This window comes from Nocardia barduliensis (assembly GCF_013315795.1).
Classification (GTDB): Bacteria; Actinomycetota; Actinomycetes; order Mycobacteriales; family Mycobacteriaceae; genus Nocardia; species Nocardia barduliensis.
Window position 1 is genome coordinate 18,002 of record NZ_JABLTE010000061.1, and the last position, 16,788, is coordinate 34,789.

Sequence of the window (16,788 nt, forward strand, 5' to 3'; positions counted from 1 at the left end):
CGCAAAGGCGAACCGAGGCAGCGGCTCAGTCCGCTGTCTCGCGGCGGGCGGCGTCGAGCAGGGTGTCCAGCAGGCCGGGGAAGCGGGCGTCGAGGTCGTCGCGGCGCAACGACAGCAGCAGTTCCCGCCCGGAGGGTCGCTGCCAGATCACTCCGGCGTCGCGCAGCACCCGCCAGTGGTGGGTGAGATTGGACTTGGCGACCTCCGGCAGCACCGAGCCGCAGGTGTGTTCGCCGCCGTCGGCCAGTATCCGCACCACTCGCAGGCGCAGCGGATTGCCCAATGCGGTGAGCACATTCGTCAACTGGATCTGCGCTCGCTCGGGATGTGCCGCGATCACGCGAACCAGGTTAGCGCGATAGTTGACGTATAGTCGAACTGTACGTCAGTATTCGTACAATCAGATCCTTGGGAGGTTCTCGTGGGCGCTCGCTTCGACGGCAAGATCGCGCTGATCACCGGCGGATCCAGCGGTATGGGCATGGCCACCGCACGGCGCCTGCTCACCGAGGGTGCGCACGTCGTCATCACCGGGCGCGACAAGCGCCGCCTGGAGGCCGCGGCCGAGGAACTGGGCGAGGCCGACCGCGTTCTCGCGGTGGCCGGCGACGCGGCCGATCTCGGCGATCTCGACACGCTCGTCGCGGCCGTGGCGCAGCGCTACGGACGGCTGGATGTCGTTTTCGCGAACGCGGGCATCGCGGCGTTCCAACCGACCGAGGCCGTCACCGAAGCCGAGTTCGACCGCGTGGTTGACACCAACTTCAAAGGGGTGTTCTTCACCGTCCAGAAGACCCTCCCCCTCGTCGCGGATCACGGGGCGGTCGTCGTGAACGCCTCCTGGGCGCTGCATCGCGGCGTGCCCGGCGCGTCGCTGTACTCGGCGACCAAAGCGGCGGTGCACAACTTGGCGCGCAGCCTCGCCGCCGAGTTGGCGCCACGGCGTATCCGGGTCAATTCCGTCAGCCCGGGCTACATCGCGACGCCGTCGTTCCGCGCGAACGTCTCCGCCGAAGCGCAGGCCGCCATCAGCGCCACCGTGGCGGCGGGGCGCGTCGGCACCGCCGAGAACGTGGCCGACGCCGTCGCCTTTCTCGCATCCGAGGAGGCGTCTTATGTCAACGGACAGGACCTGCTCGTCGACGGGGGACTGATCACCGCCGTTCCCGACCCCATGGTCTAGCGCGCGCCCGGTCGGCCGGCGCGGTCAGCGCACACTCGCGTCCGGCTTCATCGGCGGGCAATCCGCGCCCGGCACAGTAGCCAATTCGAAGTGCCACCATTCGTTTTCGAACGTCCGGCACAGTCCCCAGCGATGGCCGTTCGCCTCGAGCCAGCGTGCGCCCTGCTGCGGACCGACGTCGATCGCCTGCCCGGAGACGTGAGTGGACTCCTCCGGCGGCAGCACCCAGCGACGTGCGTCGTCCGGGCCGTAGGTCGCTACGCCGTCCTCCCACAGAGCCTGCTGCTCGGCGGGCGTCCGGTACCCGGACGTGATGGACAGCGGCACCCCCTGCGCACGCGCCTCGCGTTCGGCGAGGGTGTACGCCAAGGCCAACGCGGGGTCGAGCCCCTCGGTCCCGGTCGCCGAGCCCACCGATTCCCGCTGATCGATGACCACGGCGTCGGCCCGCGCCTCGCCCGCCAGCACACCGGTCGCGACCAGAGCGGGCAGGACCGCCACCGATAGCGCCGCCACCATCCGACTCCGCCCAGCATTCTCGAGCACCATCCGCCGATGCTATCGCCTGCGATCACCTATGCCTGGTATGCCCCGATCCAAACCGCTCTGCCGCGAGAGAGACGACCGCTCTCGCTCCCCCAGCCGCGCTACCCCGTCACCGCGCCAACCCGGCCCCGGCGTGAGATTCGGCGTCGCGGGGACACACGTCACCGCCGACTCAACAGGCGGACGGACTGCACCCGAATACTCACATCCCGGCTCCACATACCGCACGCCCCTCGTGTGGACAACATTCAGCGAATTCCACAGAAAACTCCACAGCTTGGGATAATGCTGATCTGATATGCCCGATATGCCGTCAATTGCCCTGAAGCAGCAAATATTTCGAGCCCCTGGAAAACCGGCTGTCCACAATCTATTCCAGTGCTGTGGATCACAATGACACCGGGACGGTTACGACTCCCGAATTGCCGGTTATCTCCGGGGTTTTGGGCGATTTGCGATCAAAGCGGTGATCACCGAGGCCAGGTACGTCCATTTCGGCCGCTATGTCGCGCCGCTCGGCCCACCTGGCGCGACTCGGTGCGCCCTGTCCCGAATCTCGCTGCGGCCCAGGCACGGCGAGCAGTAATCCGCCACACACGTGCCGCGGGCGGCTACCGGCTCGTGCCGGCAGCCGCCCGCGAATCGAGAGGGCTATCCACAGGTGTAGGGAATTTCACATTCCCTCCCCAGCTATGTGAAGATCGGCCGCATCGGACATACCGGCCGAATCATGCGGACGGCGAAGCGTCCAGCGCGCTCGGCCCCACTCGCGCGGCCGACATCCGCACGCCGTCCCGGCGAAACGACTCCGCCGCTTGCCTATTGCGTGCGATCCGCCCCAGGATCTCGCCGCCGTGCGCTCGGGCGTAGGCGAGCGCCAGCCGGATCTTGCTCGTGTTCAGATCCGCCTTCGCGCCCAGCACGGCGATCCGGCGTTCCACCGGACCGTCCAATTCCCGCAGGCGCGCAACGACTTCCCAGATCTCCGGGCCCGCCGCCAGCGCGGCGCGGCGGTCGTCGAGCGGACCCCGGAAGACGATCCCGGGGTGGTCGAGCTGGTCGACGCCCTCATGGATCAGGCGATCGAGCAGCGCGGTACAGCTGGTGCCCTCCCGGGCAGCGCGGTCGGCCAACCGGAGGGCTGCCGACTCGGTGATACACAACGCCGTCGGTACTGGTCTGGACGTGCTCATAGCTCTCCTCGACCTGCATCGGTGCCGGAATCAACGGTGTACTCCGCTAAGCGTGCCCGCTACGACCACACCGAAGACCCGGTGATCGGCAGGACATCGGCGTGTCCGCAGCCTGCCGCACGCGGGGGTCGAGGAAGACTCAGACGCGCTCTTTGGAGCGGGTGCGCACGCGCAGCGCGATCGGCTTCTGCGTTTCGGCGAAGAAGTCGTTGCCCTTGTCGTCGACGACGATGAACGCCGGGAAATCCTCGACCTCGATCTTCCACACGGCTTCCATGCCCAATTCGGGGTATTCGAGCACCTCGACCGACTTGATGCAGTCCAGCGCCAGCCGGGCGGCCGGTCCGCCGATCGAACCGAGGTAGAAGCCGCCGTGTTCCTTGCACGCCTTGGTGACCTGCGCGGACCGGTTGCCCTTGGCGAGCATGACGAACGAGCCGCCCGCGGCCTGGAACTGGTCGACGTAGGAGTCCATCCGGCCCGCGGTGGTCGGTCCGAAGGAACCGGACGCATAGCCCTCCGGCGTCTTGGCCGGACCCGCGTAGTAGACGGCCATGTCGCGCAGGTAGTCCGGCATCGGCTCGCCCGCGTCGAGACGCTCCTTGATCTTGGCGTGCGCGATGTCGCGCGCCACGACCAGCGGACCGGTCAGCGAAAGCCTGGTCTTCACCGGATATCTGGACAACTCGGCGCGGATCTCGTCCATCGGCCGGTTCAGGTCGACGCGCACCACGTCGCCACCGAGGATGGCGTCGGTCTGCTCGGGCAGGTACTGCGCGGGCTCACGCTCGAGCTGCTCCAGGAACACGCCTTCGGCGGTGATCTTGGCCAGCGCCTGCCGGTCCGCCGAGCAGGACACCGCGATGGCGACCGGGCAGCTGGCGCCGTGCCGGGGCAGGCGGACGACCCGCACATCGTGGCAGAAGTACTTGCCGCCGAACTGCGCGCCGATGCCGAAGGACTGGGTCAGCCTGAAGACCTCCTCCTCCAGTTCCAGGTCGCGGAAGGCGTGCGCGGACAACGATCCCTCGGTGGGCAGATTGTCCAGGTAGTGCGCGGATGCGTATTTCGCCGTCTTCAAGGCGAACTCGGCGCTGGTGCCGCCGATGACGACCGCGAGGTGGTACGGCGGGCAGGCCGCGGTGCCGAGCGAGCGGATCTTCTCGTCCAGGAACTCCAGCATCCGCGTGGGGTTCAGGATGGCCTTGGTCTCCTGGTAGAGGAACGACTTGTTCGCCGAACCGCCGCCCTTGGCCATGAACAGGAACTTGTAGGACGGGTTCGCCGGATCGCCCGCGGTGGAGTACAGCTCGACCTGCGCGGGCAGGTTGGAACCGGTGTTCTTCTCTTCCCACATGGTGATGGGGGCCAGTTGCGAGTAACGCAGGTTCAGCTTGGTGTAGGCGTCGAACACGCCACGGCTGATCCACTCCGCGTCGTCGGCTCCGGTGAGCACGCCCTCGGACTTCTTGCCCATGACGATCGCGGTGCCGGTGTCCTGGCACATCGGCAGGATGCCACCTGCGGAGATGTTGACGTTCTTGAGCAGGTCGAGCGCGACGAAACGATCGTTGCCGCTGGACTCCGGGTCGTCGATGATCTTGCGCAGCTGGCCCAGGTGCGCCGGGCGCAGGAAATGGCTGATGTCGTGCATCGCCGTTTCGGTCAGCAGCCGCAGCGCCTCGGGCTCGACCTGCAGGAACCTGCGCCCGTTGTGCTCGAAGGTGCTGACGCCCTCGGTGGTGAGCAGCCGGTAAGGGGTGTCGTCGGCGCCGATCGGCAGCAGATCTGAATAGCGGAAGTCCGGCGCGGTCACCAGTCGCACTCCTTTGGGTGGGCCCGAACGCCACGAACGGCCGGGCTGGTCACGAGCACAGCGAGCCTAGCCACCACCGACCGCGCCCCTTGCGGTTAGGCAACCCTATCTCGGACAGTTGGCCAGGAAAGGTTGCACGTTCAACCCCGGTGATGCTACCTCTCGTCAGGTGCGAAAGCTCCCGGGCGTCCGCGTCCGGCCGCGCGCACACTGTTCACGCGCCGCACGTCGCGACGCGTGACGATCTTGGGACACGTCAGAGTTTGGAGCGCTATCGTGACCGATCCCCAATGGCTCGATGACGTGGAGATGCGCGCCTGGCTGGGTTTCGTGCGCACCCGCGACCTCATCGCCGCGGCGGTCGGGCGGGATTCCACCAGGGAGTCCGACCTCACCTACGTCGAATACTCGGTGCTGGCCTATCTGGCCGAAGCGCCGGACCACCGGCTCACCTTCGCCGAGCTGGCGGCCAAACTGGAGTGGTCGCAGAGCAGGCTCTCCCACCAGATCACCCGGATGGAGAAGCGGGAGCTGGTCGTGCGCGAGCCGATCCCCGACGACGCCCGCCGCACCGCGGCCAAGCTCACCCCGCGCGGCGCCGACGTGCTCACCGACGCCGCGCCCGCGCACGTGCAGAGCGTGCGCAGGCACATGATCGACATCCTCGATCGCCGGCAGCTGGCCGCCCTGGCCGACATCTACGACACCCTGCTCGCGCATCACCGGCGAACGGCGGCCGAGAGCTGATCGCTCAGGCGGGCGTGGCCGCGTGATCGGCGGAAGCGCTTGCGGCACCGGCGGCTTCGGGCACCCCGAGCGCGCGCTCGAACCCGGCGGGCACCACCACGTCCGAGCGGTCCAGGTCGGTGACGCGCGTCTTGCGCAGACCGAGCAGCGCCGAATCGATGCCGCCGCGCAGGATGTCCAGCACGTTCTCCACACCGGCTTGGCCGTTGGCGGCCAGCCCCCACAGGTAGGCGCGACCGATGAGCACCGCCCGCGCGCCCAGCGCCACGGCCTTCACCACGTCGCTGCCCCGCCGGATGCCGCCGTCGAGCAGCACCTCGACCTGCGCGCCCACCGCGTCCGCCAGCACCGGCAGCGCCCGGATCGCGGCCGGGGTGCCGTCCAGGTTGTTGCCGCCGTGGTTGGACACCGAGATCGCCGCCACACCCGCGTCGACCGCCCGCAGCGCGTCGTCGACCCGCATCACGCCCTTGAGCAGCACCGGCCCGTCCCACTGCTCGCAGATCCACCGCACGTCGGACCAATCCGGGGCGGGCGTGCCCATCCATTCGCCGTAAGCGCCGAAGAAACCCGGTGCCGCGGCGCCACCGATCGCCATGTTCGGCGCGGTCAGATCCGGAATGCTGCCGGATCGGGCATAGGTGGCCAGCCAGCGCGGACGTGCCAGGGTCTGCGGCGCGAACTTCAGCATCGTGCGCAGATCGAGCTTCTCCGGAATGACCGGGCTGCCCCAGTCCCGCCCGTGCGAGAACGACCAGTCGAGCGTCAGGATCAATCCGACCGCGCCCGCCTCTTTCGCCCGCTGCATCCGCTGCAGGATCTCGTCCTTTCCGCCGCACCAGTACAACTGGAAGAACGTCGCCGGGTTGGCCGCGACGACCTCTTCGATCGGCTTGCTGGCGAACGAGCTCAGGCCCATCGCGATGCCGCGCGCGGCGGCCGCCCTGGCGACGGCGACCTCACCGTCGGGATGCACCGCCTGCACACCGGTCGGCGAGATCAGCACCGGCATCGAAAGCTGCTGTCCCAGTACGGTCGTCGACTGGTCGCGCTCGCCGATCGGGCCCGCCACGTGCGGCGCGAAACCGAGTTCGGTGAACGCCTTCTGGTTGTCCTCGATGGTCTGCCCGCGCTCGGAACCGGCGATCAACGCGCCGTACACCGACTTCGGCAGCCGCTTCTTGGCCCGCCGCTGCGCTTCGGCGACGGTCTCGAACCACGGGTTCATGTTCCGGTCCTTTCCGGGGAGTTCGCCGGCCACCAGAGCCGGGTTCGGTCGATCAGGTCGGTGCTCAGGCGCTCGAGCAGGGCCGCGCCTTCGGCGGCGCTGGCGCCCGACGGGTCGCCGAGGACGCCGTTGGCGCTCACCGCGCGCACTCCGCCCGCCCGCAGCAACGGCAGCAGTTCGGCCAGCGGGCGGGTGTCCCCCGCCGCGGCGCGGTCGCCGCGCACGCGCTCGGGCGCCAGCGCCAGTTGCAGTGCCGTCTCCGACCGGCCCGCGTGCGGGTCGCCGTCGAAGCGCGGCAGGTACAGGCGCACGTCACGTGACTCCGAGCGCAGCAGGTCTTTCGCCCGGCGCAGCGGCTCGATGTTGCCGCCGTGCCAGTTGACCAGCAGGACGCGGTCGAAGGTGTCGGTCGCCGAGCGGCACAGCTCGACCACCAGCAGTTCCAGCGCCGCCTGCCCGATCGACAGGGTGCCGGGAAAGCCCGCGTGCTCGCCGCTGGCGCCGTACGGTATCGCCGGGCCGACCAGCACCTCCGGCCGCGCCGCGGCCAGCAGGGCGCACAACGCCGTGGCGACATCGGTGTCGGTGGACAGCGGCAGATGCGGGCCGTGCTGCTCGGTCGCCCCGACCGCGACGGCCAGGATCGCACCCGCGCCGGCGCGCGCGCCCGCCTCGGGCCAGGTGAGATCCGCCAACATGCCGCGAGATTATCGTCAGTCACTGACATAATCAAGGGCCCCCGTCGGCCGAGCACAATCAGACGATGCTGGAGAACCGGACCACGCGCGGCCGCCCCCGGGGCACGACCAAGCGCGAACTCGAACTGATCGCCATGCGGCTGTTCAGCGAACAGGGCTTCGACGAGACCACCGTCGAGCAGATCGCCGCCGCCGCGGGCATCAGCGGACGCACCTTCTTCCGCTACTTCCCCACCAAAGCGGAGGTGCTCTGGTGGCAGTTCGACGACGAGGTCGCCGCCTTGCGCGCCGCGTTCGCGACCGTGCCGGACGACGTACCGATGATGACCGCCGTGCGCCGAGTCGTGGTGAACGCCAACCAATATCGCGCCGAGGACGTTTCCGAGCTGCGCACTCGCATGCAGCTGGTCGCCACCGTCCCCGCGCTGGCGGCCACCGCGGGCGCGCACTACGACGCATGGGAGCGCGCCGTGAGCTCCTTCGCGGCGGGGCGGCTCGGCGAACCGGAGGACGCGCTCATCCCCCTCGCGGTGGGCCGGACCACGCTGGCGGCGGCGCGGGCGGCGTTCGACGCCTGGCTGGCCCGTGCCGACGCGGACCTCACCGTGTATTTGGACGAGGCGCTCGCAGCGCTGGAACGCGGGTTCGCTACGGTGCCGTGAGATCCGCAGCACTCGAACATCAGGCGAACAACCGGCAGGTTTCGTCGGTGACTCGGGTGGGGTATGACTAGGCTCGGAATCGGCTAGCGCCGAACGCACGAAGATCCCGACTCAACCGTCGAAAGGGGCAGGAGTTTCCATGTCCGAGGTGTCCATGAGCCTTTCGGCGGATTCCCTGACCGCGGGACCGGTCGACAATCTGCTTCCGCAGCTGGTCGAGCACCTGCGTCAGAACCGCACCGCGCTGCGAGAGGAATGGGCCCGGCGCATCACCGACGCCCAGCTGCTGACCGCGATGACCCCCGAGGAGATCTTCTCCGAAGCCACCTCGGTCTACGACAACTACGTCGAGGTGCTCGAGACCGGTAGCGTCGAGGCGCTGCAGGCCTACGCGCGCGACCTGTCCGAGCGCATCATCCCGCGGGGCGTCGAGACCGATGAGGTGCTCGGCATCGTGCTGCTGCTGCGCGACGTGCTGGCCCGGTCGCTGTTCGAGAAGTACCAGGCGGACTTCGAACTGCTCAACGCGGTGCTCGACGCCTACGAACCGGCCGCCAACCGCATCGCCAACACCGTGGGCGTCTCCTTCGTGCAGGAGCGCGAGCGCGTCATCCGCCAGCAGCAGGAAGCCATCCGCGAGCTGTCCACGCCGGTGCTGCAGGTGCGCGAGCAGCTGCTGATCCTGCCCATCATCGGCGTGCTCGACAGCCAGCGCGCCCGCCAGCTCACCGAGCAGCTGCTGCGCGCCATCCGGGCCAATCGCGCGAAGGTCGTCGTCATCGACATCACCGGCGTCCCCCAGATCGACTCCACCGTGGCCAACCACCTGGTGCAGACCGTCGACGCCTCGGGACTCATGGGCGCGAACGTCATCATCACCGGCTTGTCCTCGGAGATCGCGCTCACCCTGGTGACCATCGGCCTGGATCTGTCGAAGATGAACGCCGTAGGCGACCTGCAGGGAGGTATCGAGGAAGCCGAACGCCTACTGGGCTACGAGGTTTCCCGCGCCACCGAACGGGTCACCGAACGCGACGGCCGCTGATCGGGCGGGCACATGCCGGTTCCGATTCTCAAACAGGGGACGTACCTCATCGCGTCGGTGCAGTCCGCGCTGACCGACGCCGATACCGAACGCCTGCAGGACGACCTGATGAAACAGGTCAGCAAGTATCGGGCACACGGCATCATCGTGGATGTCACGGCGATCGACGTGATGGATTCGTTCGCCGCCAGATCGTTGCGTACCATCGCGCACATGACGCAGCTGCGCGGCGCCGAAACGGTGATCGTCGGTCTGCAACCAGAAGTCGCGTTCGCCATGGTGCAGCTCGGTCTCACCTTCGAGGACATGCACACCGCCCTCGATCTGGAGGAGGGACTCGCCTGGTTGGACCGAAAGACCCCAGCCCGTCGCCAGCGAGACGGTCGTGACAGTGGCCGCTGAGAACGTGGTGATCGCGGTCAGGGTGTCCGGGGACATCGTGACCGCACGTCAGGCCGGACGCGAACTGGCAGCAAAACTCGGCTTCACCCTGACCGACCGAACGATGATCTCCACGGCGATCTCCGAGATCGCCCGCAACATCACCAGTTACGCGGGAAGCGGCGAGATCCGCCTGCTGGTCGATGACCGCGAGGGCCGTCAAGCCCTGGTCGTGCAAGCCGAGGATCAAGGACCCGGCATCAACGACATCGCCCGCGCGCTGGAGGACGGCTACTCCACCGGACGCGGCCTCGGACTCGGGCTTCCCGGAGCCCGGCGGTTGATGGACCGGCTGACCGTCGACTCGGCGCCGGGCCGCGGCACGCTGGTGGAGATGTGGAAGTGGGTACCGAACGGTGCATGAGGACGGGTTCATCGGCCGGATCGAGTGGGCGGTGGCCGGTCGCGCACTGCCCGGTCAACAGGTCTCCGGTGACCGCGGCCTCGTCCTCGACACCGGCGGCGGCACAGTCCTCTTCGCGGTGCTCGACGGACTCGGGCACGGCGCCGCCGCGGCGGACGCGGCCGATCGCGCCGCCCGCGTGCTGTCGGAGAACCGCGCGGAACCGCTGGACGTGCTGATGGTGCTGTGCCACCGCGCGATGGCCGACACGCGCGGTGCGGCGGTCTCGCTCGCCCTGTTCGACGAGGGCGACCGGGTGCGCTGGCTCGGCGTGGGCAATGTCGAATCCCAGGTGCTGACCGCGGGTCCGGCGGGCCTGAAAGTGCACGCGACCGTCCTGCTCACCGCGGGCATCGTCGGCTATCGCCTACCGGCCAACCTCCAGCCGCAGTCGGTCGCGGTCCGTCCCGGCGACCTGCTGCTGATGTCCACCGACGGCATCGTCACCGAATCCGCCACGAGAATCGACCTTTCGAAGTCCACCGCCGACATCACCGCCGAGATGCTCACCCGGCACGCGAAGGACACCGACGACGCGCTGGTGCTGGCGGCGCGACACCGCGGTGCGGGAGGGGCGGCCGGATGAGCGCTCTGCTGGCCGATTTCCTGGACGCCTACGCGGACGCGCTACGGCGGCACCTGGATTCGCCCACCCAGGCCGGCCTCGCGGAGGGCTACGAGCTCGGCAGGCGCGCTCTGGTCGAAGGCATCAGCCTGCTCGATCTCACCGAGAACCACTTCCGGGTCGTCCAGGAAGCCGAGCAGCGGCGGCAGGAGACCTCCGGCGAATCCGGCGCTCGCCTGCCGGAAACCGCGCTGGAATTCCTGTTGCAGACGCTCGTCCCGCTCGACATCGCCACCCGCGGCTATCTCGACGGCACCCGCCGCTACGAGCAGCAGCGCTCCCGCGCCGACGATCTCGCCGGACGCGACGCCTTCCGCACCGCGCTGGTGGAATCGCTGCAGGACGGCTTCTTCGTCGCGGACGCGCAGGGCACCATCATCGAGGTCAACACCGCCTTCGGCGCCCTGACCGGCTACGGCGCCGCCGGTGTCCCCTACCCGCTGCCGCATCCGTGGTCGAGCCCGGAGGGCCCGCGCTATCCCGATCTCGGTACCGAGGCCCAGCGCTTCATCATTCCGATCCGCCACCGCGACGGACGTGACGTCTGGCTCGCGGTGAGCACCAGCGCGCTGATCAAACCGGAGGGCAACGAGCGGATCTTCGTCGGCACTATTCGCGACGTCACCGCCGAGCACGACGCGCAGGCCCGTGACCAGGCCGCCTCCCGGCTCGCCACCGCGGTCGGCGCGGCCACCAGCGTGGTCGAAGTGCTCGCCGTCGGCCTCGACGAGCTGCGCGGGACGGTCGGCGCGGAGACCGCGGTGGTGGCGGTGTGGCCGAGCCGCACCGCCGCACCGGAGGTGTACGTCTCCGGCGCGGGCGCCGACGGCGCTTCGCACAACGGCATCGCCTCGCTCGACGAACCCTCGCGCGCATTGCTGGAGCGGGCCAGGCGCAGGCCGCCGCGCAGCCTGCTGGCCATCCCGGACGGGGCCGAGAGCTCCGAGGGCATCGTCGCGCCACTCGGCGAGACCGGCGACGCGGCGGTGTGGTTGCGATTCGCCGCGCCCCGCGCGATCAGCGCCGCGGATTGGACGCTGTTCTCCCTGTTGATCGGTCATCTCAGCCTCGCCGTCCAGCGGGCGCGCAACTTCGACCAGGCCCGCGCCACCTCGCTGACCCTGCAGCGCGCCATGCTCGGCCCGATCGAGCTGCCGCCGCGTTTCTCGGTGCACTACGAGCCCGCTCTGCCGCCGCTGGAAATCGGTGGCGACTGGTACGACGTGGTGCCGCTGCGCGACGGCACGATCGGCGTCGTGGTCGGCGACTGCGTCGGTCGTGGCCTGTCCGCCGCGGTCGTCATGGGACAGTTGCGCACCGCCGCCCGTGCGCTGCTGCTGCGCGGCGCGGGGCCTGCGCAGCTGCTGGCCGAACTCGACACCGTCGCCGCGCGCATTCCCGGCGCCATGTGCACCACGGTGTGCGCCGCCGTCCTCGACCCGGTGCGCGGGCTGGTCCGCTACAGCAGCGCCGGTCACATGCCGCCGATTCTCGCCGACGTGGCCAAGGTCGGCCGGCTGCTCGAGGGCGGACGCTCGGTGCCGCTGGCGACGTTCGATCCCCCGCGCCGCCCGGAGGCCACCACGGCGGTGGCGCCCGGTTCGACGCTGGTGCTGTTCACCGACGGCTTGGTCGAGCAGCGTGGCGTCGACATCGATGACGGGTTCGCCAAGATCGCCGAGGTACTCGCCGACACCTCGGGGCGGCTGCCGCGCGAGGTGGCCGACGCGGTGCTTTCGCGCCTGCGGCCGACGGTGGGCTACGACGACGACGTGGCCATGGTCGTCTACCGCCAGCCGCCCGCGCCCCTGCGGCTGGACGTGCCGGCGCGGGCCGACGAACTCGCGGTGCTGCGCCGCACGCTGAAAGGGTGGCTGGCCGCCGCGGCGGTGCCGCACGACTTGGCCGCCGATCTGGTCGCCGCGGCCAACGAGGCGTGCAGCAACAGCATCGAGCACGCCTACCGCAATGACGACACCGGCCGGGTCCGGCTGTCGGCCACCTGCGATATCGACACCGTCGTCATCGTGGTCACCGACACCGGTGATTGGAAACCGCGGGCTTCCGATCCGGGCTATCGCGGCCGCGGCATCGACATGATGCGCGCGCTGACCGAGGAGCTGGACATCGACCACTCCGGGCCCGGCACGACTGTGCGCATGTCGGTCACGCTGCCCGCGATCACTTTTCCGGTGGCCAACCCGTTGCGGGGGACGAACCGCCGTATTGCCGGGTGACAAAAAGCACTCGCATCGCTAGATGATCGCAGCCGCGGGCCGAATCCCGTATATTCGGAATTGCATACCGCGATACGGCATTCTGGATTCGGCCCACTCGCTTACGATCAAGCAGAACGCGCCGTCGAACCTGCTGTCGGGATGGGCATAGCAACCGTACAGGCGAGGCACGATATCCGGACCGCCCGGCGCCCAGAAAGATCCTTTCACCGGACGGTAGGTCAAGGCTGTGCGCCAATTGTCGGTGATTCTAGCGGCGACCTTGACGAACGCACCGTAGGCGCCCGCATCGAAACCAGACATCACCCAATTGCCTTGGATGCGGCGCAATCCGATCTCGCCGAGCCTCGTGCCGTCGGCCAGGATGCCGAAACGCGGATCACCGCCCGGATCCCGGCCCCAGCCCCAGTCATAGCCGTTCCAGCCCCAGCCCTGCCAGGCTGCCGGGTCGGTGAGCGCGGCGTGGTTCTCGCGTACGCGCCACAGCACCATGTTCTTGTTCCGGGCGAGCCCGCCGGTGGAGATGACGTAGACATAGCCGTCACCGCCGCGCTCCCAGGAGATCATGGTGCGTTTCCCGCCGTAGGCGCTGGTGGACCACCGCACCGCGGTATCGGTCCAGCTTTCTCCGTTGTCGTCGGAATAGCGGATCTCACACCAGCGCTCGTTCGCCAGCCCTTGGGTGACCATTACCCAGAGATAGATCCGGCCGCCGATCGTTATCGCGTCGCAGGGCAGGATCGTGGAGTACTCCGGATTGTTGTGCAGATAATCCCAGAGTTGCCGTGCGTTCCGTGCCGCCGATCGGAACTCTATCGGCCTGGACATGTCGTGGGTATCGCTGCGCAGCAGCATCGGCGATCGCCAATTCGGGCCGCCCACTCTCGGCTCGGTGCCGGAGAACGTGTCGCCGAGCAGGTATCCGATATCGCCGCTGGGCATTCGGAAAGGGATGAACAGATCCGAGCCGCCGATGTCGGCCATCGGAAGGGGATTCAAATTCTTGATCTTGGGCATCGCCGGATCCTGTCGATTCTCGGTGCGTCGCTATCCAGATCGGCTCGTAGCGCATCGCGAGCGATAGCGGCCTACCCGATCAGTATCCGGTGTCGATGGCTGCGATGTTGCTCGTTCGAGCGGATGAATTTGCGCGAGAATGCGGAAACCGACTGTGCAGGTTGTACTTTCCGAATCGAACGGTCCCGGCTGGTGGAACTCGGCCTGCCGCGCACCCCGCCGTCGGTGAGCTCGGCTCACCGCATCCGGCGAAGCATCCGGATGACAGCCGCATCGATGATCGCTCGTTCCGCGTCGGCGGAACCGGCCCGGGCGGCGCGGCGCAGGGCCGCGGCGACGGTCGTACCGTTCTCGAAAGCCGTGACGACACGCGGATCGACGTACGACGCCTGGGCCACCGCCGGAGTGTTGCCGAGCGCGGCGGCTACCTCGTCCATGACCTCTCGTACCGCGCTCTTGCGGGCACGGCGGTTGGACGGGCGCTCGATCGAACCGAGTGCGGCGGCGGCCAGGACCGTGCCCTGCCATGTGCGCAAGTCCTTGACGCTGCACTCGCACGCGGCGAGTTCCCGGAAGCGCAGGTTGACGTCGTCGGCGCGCAGTTCGCCGTAGCGACCGCCTTCCCGGTAGACCAGCAATCGATCCGAATCCGATCGGCTGCGCAGCAGGGTGCGAACCGCTTTCGCGAGCAGGGGATCCCGGATGCTCACCCGTCGCCGGATACCGCCCTTCGCCACATAGTCGAAAAACATCCGGTCGCCGGAGACCCGCACCTGTACGCGCAGCAGAGTGGCGACTCCGCGGGTGCCGTTCTCCTCGGCGTATTCCTCGCCGCCGACACGGAACACGCCGCGATCCACGAGGTCGATCGCGACCGCCTCCACCCGCCGCCGGACCGAGCCGCGCAGCGCGAGATCCTCCCGGACCCGCGCGCGGATCTGCGGCAATCGGGCGGCCAGCGCCAGCACCCGGTCGAACTTCTCCTCGTCCCGGTCTTTGCGCCACTGGTCGTGGTAGAGGTACTGCCGCCGTCCCGCGGCGTCGACGCCGACCGCCTGGATATGGCCGTTCTGGTGCGGGCAGATCCACACCTTTCGCCAAGCGGGCGGGATCACCAGCCCGCGGATGCGCTCCAATGTCGCGTCGTCGTGCACTGGTTCCCCGTGCGCGGTGCGGTAGCTGAACCCGCGCCCGCGCCGGACGCGCTCGAGTCCGCCCTCATAAGGCCTGCTACGTCGCAATCGCGTGCTCACATGAGATAGCTGCCCGGTCCCGCACCGTCGAAACAGTTCGGCGGCCGCGCTCGTCCGTCGCCCGAAGCGCCAGGCCCCGGCAGTACGACCTGGCGCGGCACGATGGCCGAGAGCTTCCGGCCGCAGCCCCTACTTGTTCGGCGGAACGAAGGGCTGATTGACCGTGGTGAAGTATTGGACGAGGGCGGCGACGGCCACCGGCGCGGTAACGAAGAGTTGACCCGCGAGGGTGCCCAATGCGCCGACGGCCAGAATGCCACCCAGGCAACCGACGGCGGCGGCCGGGATGAACGGGCCGAACATACCGACGATCGTCGCGGCGGCGACGGTGGCGCCCGCGATGCCGCCGAGCACACAGCCGACCAGTCCGCCGCCGAGACCGCCGACGGTGGTTCCGATCGCGGCGCCCGTCGCGATGGTGTCCTTCAACCGGGTGAAGGCGGCGACTTCCCGCTCGTACGGCGTTCGCCACTGCGCCGTGTCCTCGAAGGGAAGCGCGACCGGGCGGTACTGCGCGTGCTCGAGATCGAAGCGCGGTGTGAGCGTGGCGCTGCGGCCGCTGATGTCGGCGGTGATCGGGAAGACGAAGTCGTCGACGCGGAATTCCAGCGGCGTGCCCGCGAGTACCGTGCCGTCGGCCGCCTCGATGGCGAAGACGTCGTTCTGGACCTGCATCGACCCCGAGTCGATGTGTACGACCACGCTCTCGGCGGAAGTGGTGGCGGTGTAGTTGACGACTTCGCCACCGGCGTCCTGCGGTGCGGCCCCGGCCTGTGCGGCGGGGAGGCCGGCAATCGCGACGGCGAGCGTCGATACGGTGGCGATCTTGCGCAAACCCATGTTCTCGGAAACCTCGACCCTTGTTGTGAATGGTGCGATTCGTCGGCTTCGAACGCCCGGCCCGTCAGTCCTGACGCACCGTGCCCAGCACCGCGCCGCTGTTCGCGTCGACGATCACCTCGTGCTCCATGCCGTCGGGCGTCCGGAGTTCGACCTCCCACACCGTGGTCGCCCCCTCGGCATCGAGTTCGGCGGAGACCGCGGTACTTCCCGGCACGGCTTGGATCGCCTTGTCGATGGCCTGCTGCCTGCCGATCGCGGGAGCCGCGGTGAGCGCCCAGTCGTGGTCCGGCAACGCGGCGGCGACGGCGTGCCTGCCGGGCGCCTGCGGGCTCGTGGCGGCATATACCGCCACGGGGCCACCGACGAGGACGGCGGCGACAGCGGCGCCTGCGAGCAGCCTGCGCCGACCGGGAAGTGCGCGGCGGATTGCGGCTTTCATGGTGAAACCTCCTGCGGGAATGGTCATCTGAAGATGACCATCACGTTCGCAGGAAGTGGCTTAAGGCAGCCTGAAGCCGGCTGAAAACTTTTTCAGGATCGTCGTGCAGATCCTTCGCGTTTCCCCTGCCATCGCCGGGCCCACGGCGTTAAAGTCGGTTCAGGGTCGGGGTTTCCGGGGGTTCTCGTATTTGTGTCCGTCGGTCGATCCCGATGCTGCCCGCGGCAGCTGTGCCCGCTGCTCGGCCGCCGCCGAGGCGCGGGGGTGGGTGCGCTCGATCCCCTCCGAGTGCGCCCGCCCTCCCTGACCGCCGCGCACGATGTCGCGACGCCGGTCGATCCGGTTGGCAGCGCCGAGCGTCCCGGCGTTCAACTCGGCGGTGAACTGGCTCACCACTCTTTCGCGCACCGTG

19 protein-coding genes are annotated in these 16,788 nt (G+C 68.8%); 8 read left to right on the forward strand and 11 right to left on the reverse strand.

All coding sequences use genetic code 11. The annotated features are described in order from the left end of the window. Nucleotides 1–25: 25 nt before the first annotated feature. On the reverse strand, nt 26–340 hold the full coding sequence (locus tag HOV91_RS24070) for an ArsR/SmtB family transcription factor (RefSeq protein WP_174187669.1): 315 nt from the start codon (nt 338–340) through the stop codon (nt 26–28). Between the two features lie 81 nt (nt 341–421). Between HOV91_RS24070 and HOV91_RS24075 the strand changes: the two genes are divergently transcribed. Beyond that, nucleotides 422–1,183: a glucose 1-dehydrogenase gene (locus tag HOV91_RS24075; RefSeq protein ID WP_174187670.1), complete on the forward strand. Its 762-nt coding sequence runs from the start codon at nt 422–424 to the stop codon at nt 1,181–1,183. Between the two features lie 24 nt (nt 1,184–1,207). Here HOV91_RS24075 and HOV91_RS24080 read toward each other — a convergent pair whose 3' ends face one another. From HOV91_RS24080 to HOV91_RS24090, 3 genes are all read right to left on the reverse strand, one after another. Further along, nucleotides 1,208–1,702: a M15 family metallopeptidase gene (locus HOV91_RS24080; protein WP_174187695.1), complete on the reverse strand. Its 495-nt coding sequence runs from the start codon at nt 1,700–1,702 to the stop codon at nt 1,208–1,210. A 755-nt stretch (nt 1,703–2,457) separates the two neighbouring features. Beyond that, nucleotides 2,458–2,922: a hypothetical protein gene (locus HOV91_RS24085; protein WP_217441074.1), complete on the reverse strand. Its 465-nt coding sequence runs from the start codon at nt 2,920–2,922 to the stop codon at nt 2,458–2,460. Between the two features lie 139 nt (nt 2,923–3,061). Next, entirely contained in the window at nt 3,062–4,738 is a 1,677-nt protein-coding gene (locus HOV91_RS24090) for a fumarate hydratase (protein ID WP_174187671.1), read from the reverse strand. A 276-nt stretch (nt 4,739–5,014) separates the two neighbouring features. Between HOV91_RS24090 and HOV91_RS24095 the strand changes: the two genes are divergently transcribed. Beyond that, nucleotides 5,015–5,485 carry a MarR family winged helix-turn-helix transcriptional regulator gene (locus tag HOV91_RS24095; RefSeq protein WP_174187672.1) on the forward strand — a complete coding sequence of 157 codons (471 nt, stop codon included), beginning with the start codon at nt 5,015–5,017 and terminating at the stop codon, nt 5,483–5,485. A gap of 4 nt (nt 5,486–5,489) precedes the next feature. Here the strand turns inward: HOV91_RS24095 and mftD are convergent, their stop codons facing one another. Further along, nucleotides 5,490–6,713, reverse strand: a complete 1,224-nt coding sequence (gene mftD, locus HOV91_RS24100) for a pre-mycofactocin synthase MftD (RefSeq protein WP_174187673.1) — start codon at nt 6,711–6,713, stop codon at nt 5,490–5,492. Then, nucleotides 6,710–7,411: a mycofactocin biosynthesis peptidyl-dipeptidase MftE gene (gene mftE / locus HOV91_RS24105; RefSeq protein WP_174187674.1), complete on the reverse strand. Its 702-nt coding sequence runs from the start codon at nt 7,409–7,411 to the stop codon at nt 6,710–6,712. The genes mftD and mftE overlap by 4 nt, the downstream gene beginning before the upstream one ends. A 65-nt stretch (nt 7,412–7,476) precedes the next feature. Between mftE and mftR the strand changes: the two genes are divergently transcribed. The 6 genes from mftR (at nt 7,477) to HOV91_RS24135 (ending at nt 12,824) form a co-directional block, all read left to right on the forward strand. After that, a complete protein-coding gene (mftR, locus tag HOV91_RS24110; protein WP_174187675.1) occupies nt 7,477–8,073 on the forward strand; it encodes a mycofactocin system transcriptional regulator MftR in 597 nt (198 codons plus the stop codon). A gap of 139 nt (nt 8,074–8,212) precedes the next feature. Then, entirely contained in the window at nt 8,213–9,118 is a 906-nt protein-coding gene (locus HOV91_RS24115; protein ID WP_043726559.1) for an STAS domain-containing protein, read from the forward strand. 12 nt (nt 9,119–9,130) lie between these two features. Continuing rightward, a complete protein-coding gene (locus HOV91_RS24120) occupies nt 9,131–9,520 on the forward strand; it encodes an STAS domain-containing protein (protein ID WP_040779629.1) in 390 nt (129 codons plus the stop codon). Then, complete coding sequence (locus HOV91_RS24125) at nt 9,510–9,923, forward strand: ATP-binding protein (RefSeq protein WP_051046624.1); 414 nt, start codon at nt 9,510–9,512, stop codon at nt 9,921–9,923. Before HOV91_RS24120 ends, HOV91_RS24125 begins: the two co-directional genes overlap by 11 nt. Then, entirely contained in the window at nt 9,916–10,548 is a 633-nt protein-coding gene (locus HOV91_RS24130; protein WP_174187676.1) for a SpoIIE family protein phosphatase, read from the forward strand. Before HOV91_RS24125 ends, HOV91_RS24130 begins: the two co-directional genes overlap by 8 nt. Next, complete coding sequence (locus HOV91_RS24135; protein WP_174187677.1) at nt 10,545–12,824, forward strand: SpoIIE family protein phosphatase; 2,280 nt, start codon at nt 10,545–10,547, stop codon at nt 12,822–12,824. The genes HOV91_RS24130 and HOV91_RS24135 overlap by 4 nt, the downstream gene beginning before the upstream one ends. An 18-nt stretch (nt 12,825–12,842) precedes the next feature. On the opposite strand, the gene HOV91_RS24140 is transcribed toward HOV91_RS24135, so the two are convergent. The 5 genes from HOV91_RS24140 to HOV91_RS24160 all read right to left on the reverse strand — a co-directional run bounded on the left by HOV91_RS24140 (nt 12,843) and on the right by HOV91_RS24160 (nt 16,784). Next, a complete protein-coding gene (locus HOV91_RS24140) occupies nt 12,843–13,841 on the reverse strand; it encodes a DUF4185 domain-containing protein (protein WP_174187678.1) in 999 nt (332 codons plus the stop codon). 236 nt (nt 13,842–14,077) lie between these two features. After that, nucleotides 14,078–15,094, reverse strand: coding sequence for a DNA topoisomerase IB (locus tag HOV91_RS24145; RefSeq protein ID WP_174187679.1), 1,017 nt, complete (start codon nt 15,092–15,094; stop codon nt 14,078–14,080). 129 nt (nt 15,095–15,223) lie between these two features. Next, nucleotides 15,224–15,934 (reverse strand): DUF8020 domain-containing protein, encoded by a 711-nt coding sequence (locus HOV91_RS24150; protein ID WP_174187680.1) that lies wholly within the window; start codon nt 15,932–15,934, stop codon nt 15,224–15,226. A 64-nt stretch (nt 15,935–15,998) separates the two neighbouring features. Beyond that, on the reverse strand, nt 15,999–16,376 hold the full coding sequence (locus HOV91_RS24155) for a PepSY domain-containing protein (RefSeq protein ID WP_174187681.1): 378 nt from the start codon (nt 16,374–16,376) through the stop codon (nt 15,999–16,001). Between the two features lie 159 nt (nt 16,377–16,535). Next, complete coding sequence (locus HOV91_RS24160) at nt 16,536–16,784, reverse strand: hypothetical protein (RefSeq protein ID WP_174187682.1); 249 nt, start codon at nt 16,782–16,784, stop codon at nt 16,536–16,538. Nucleotides 16,785–16,788: the final 4 nt, after the last annotated feature.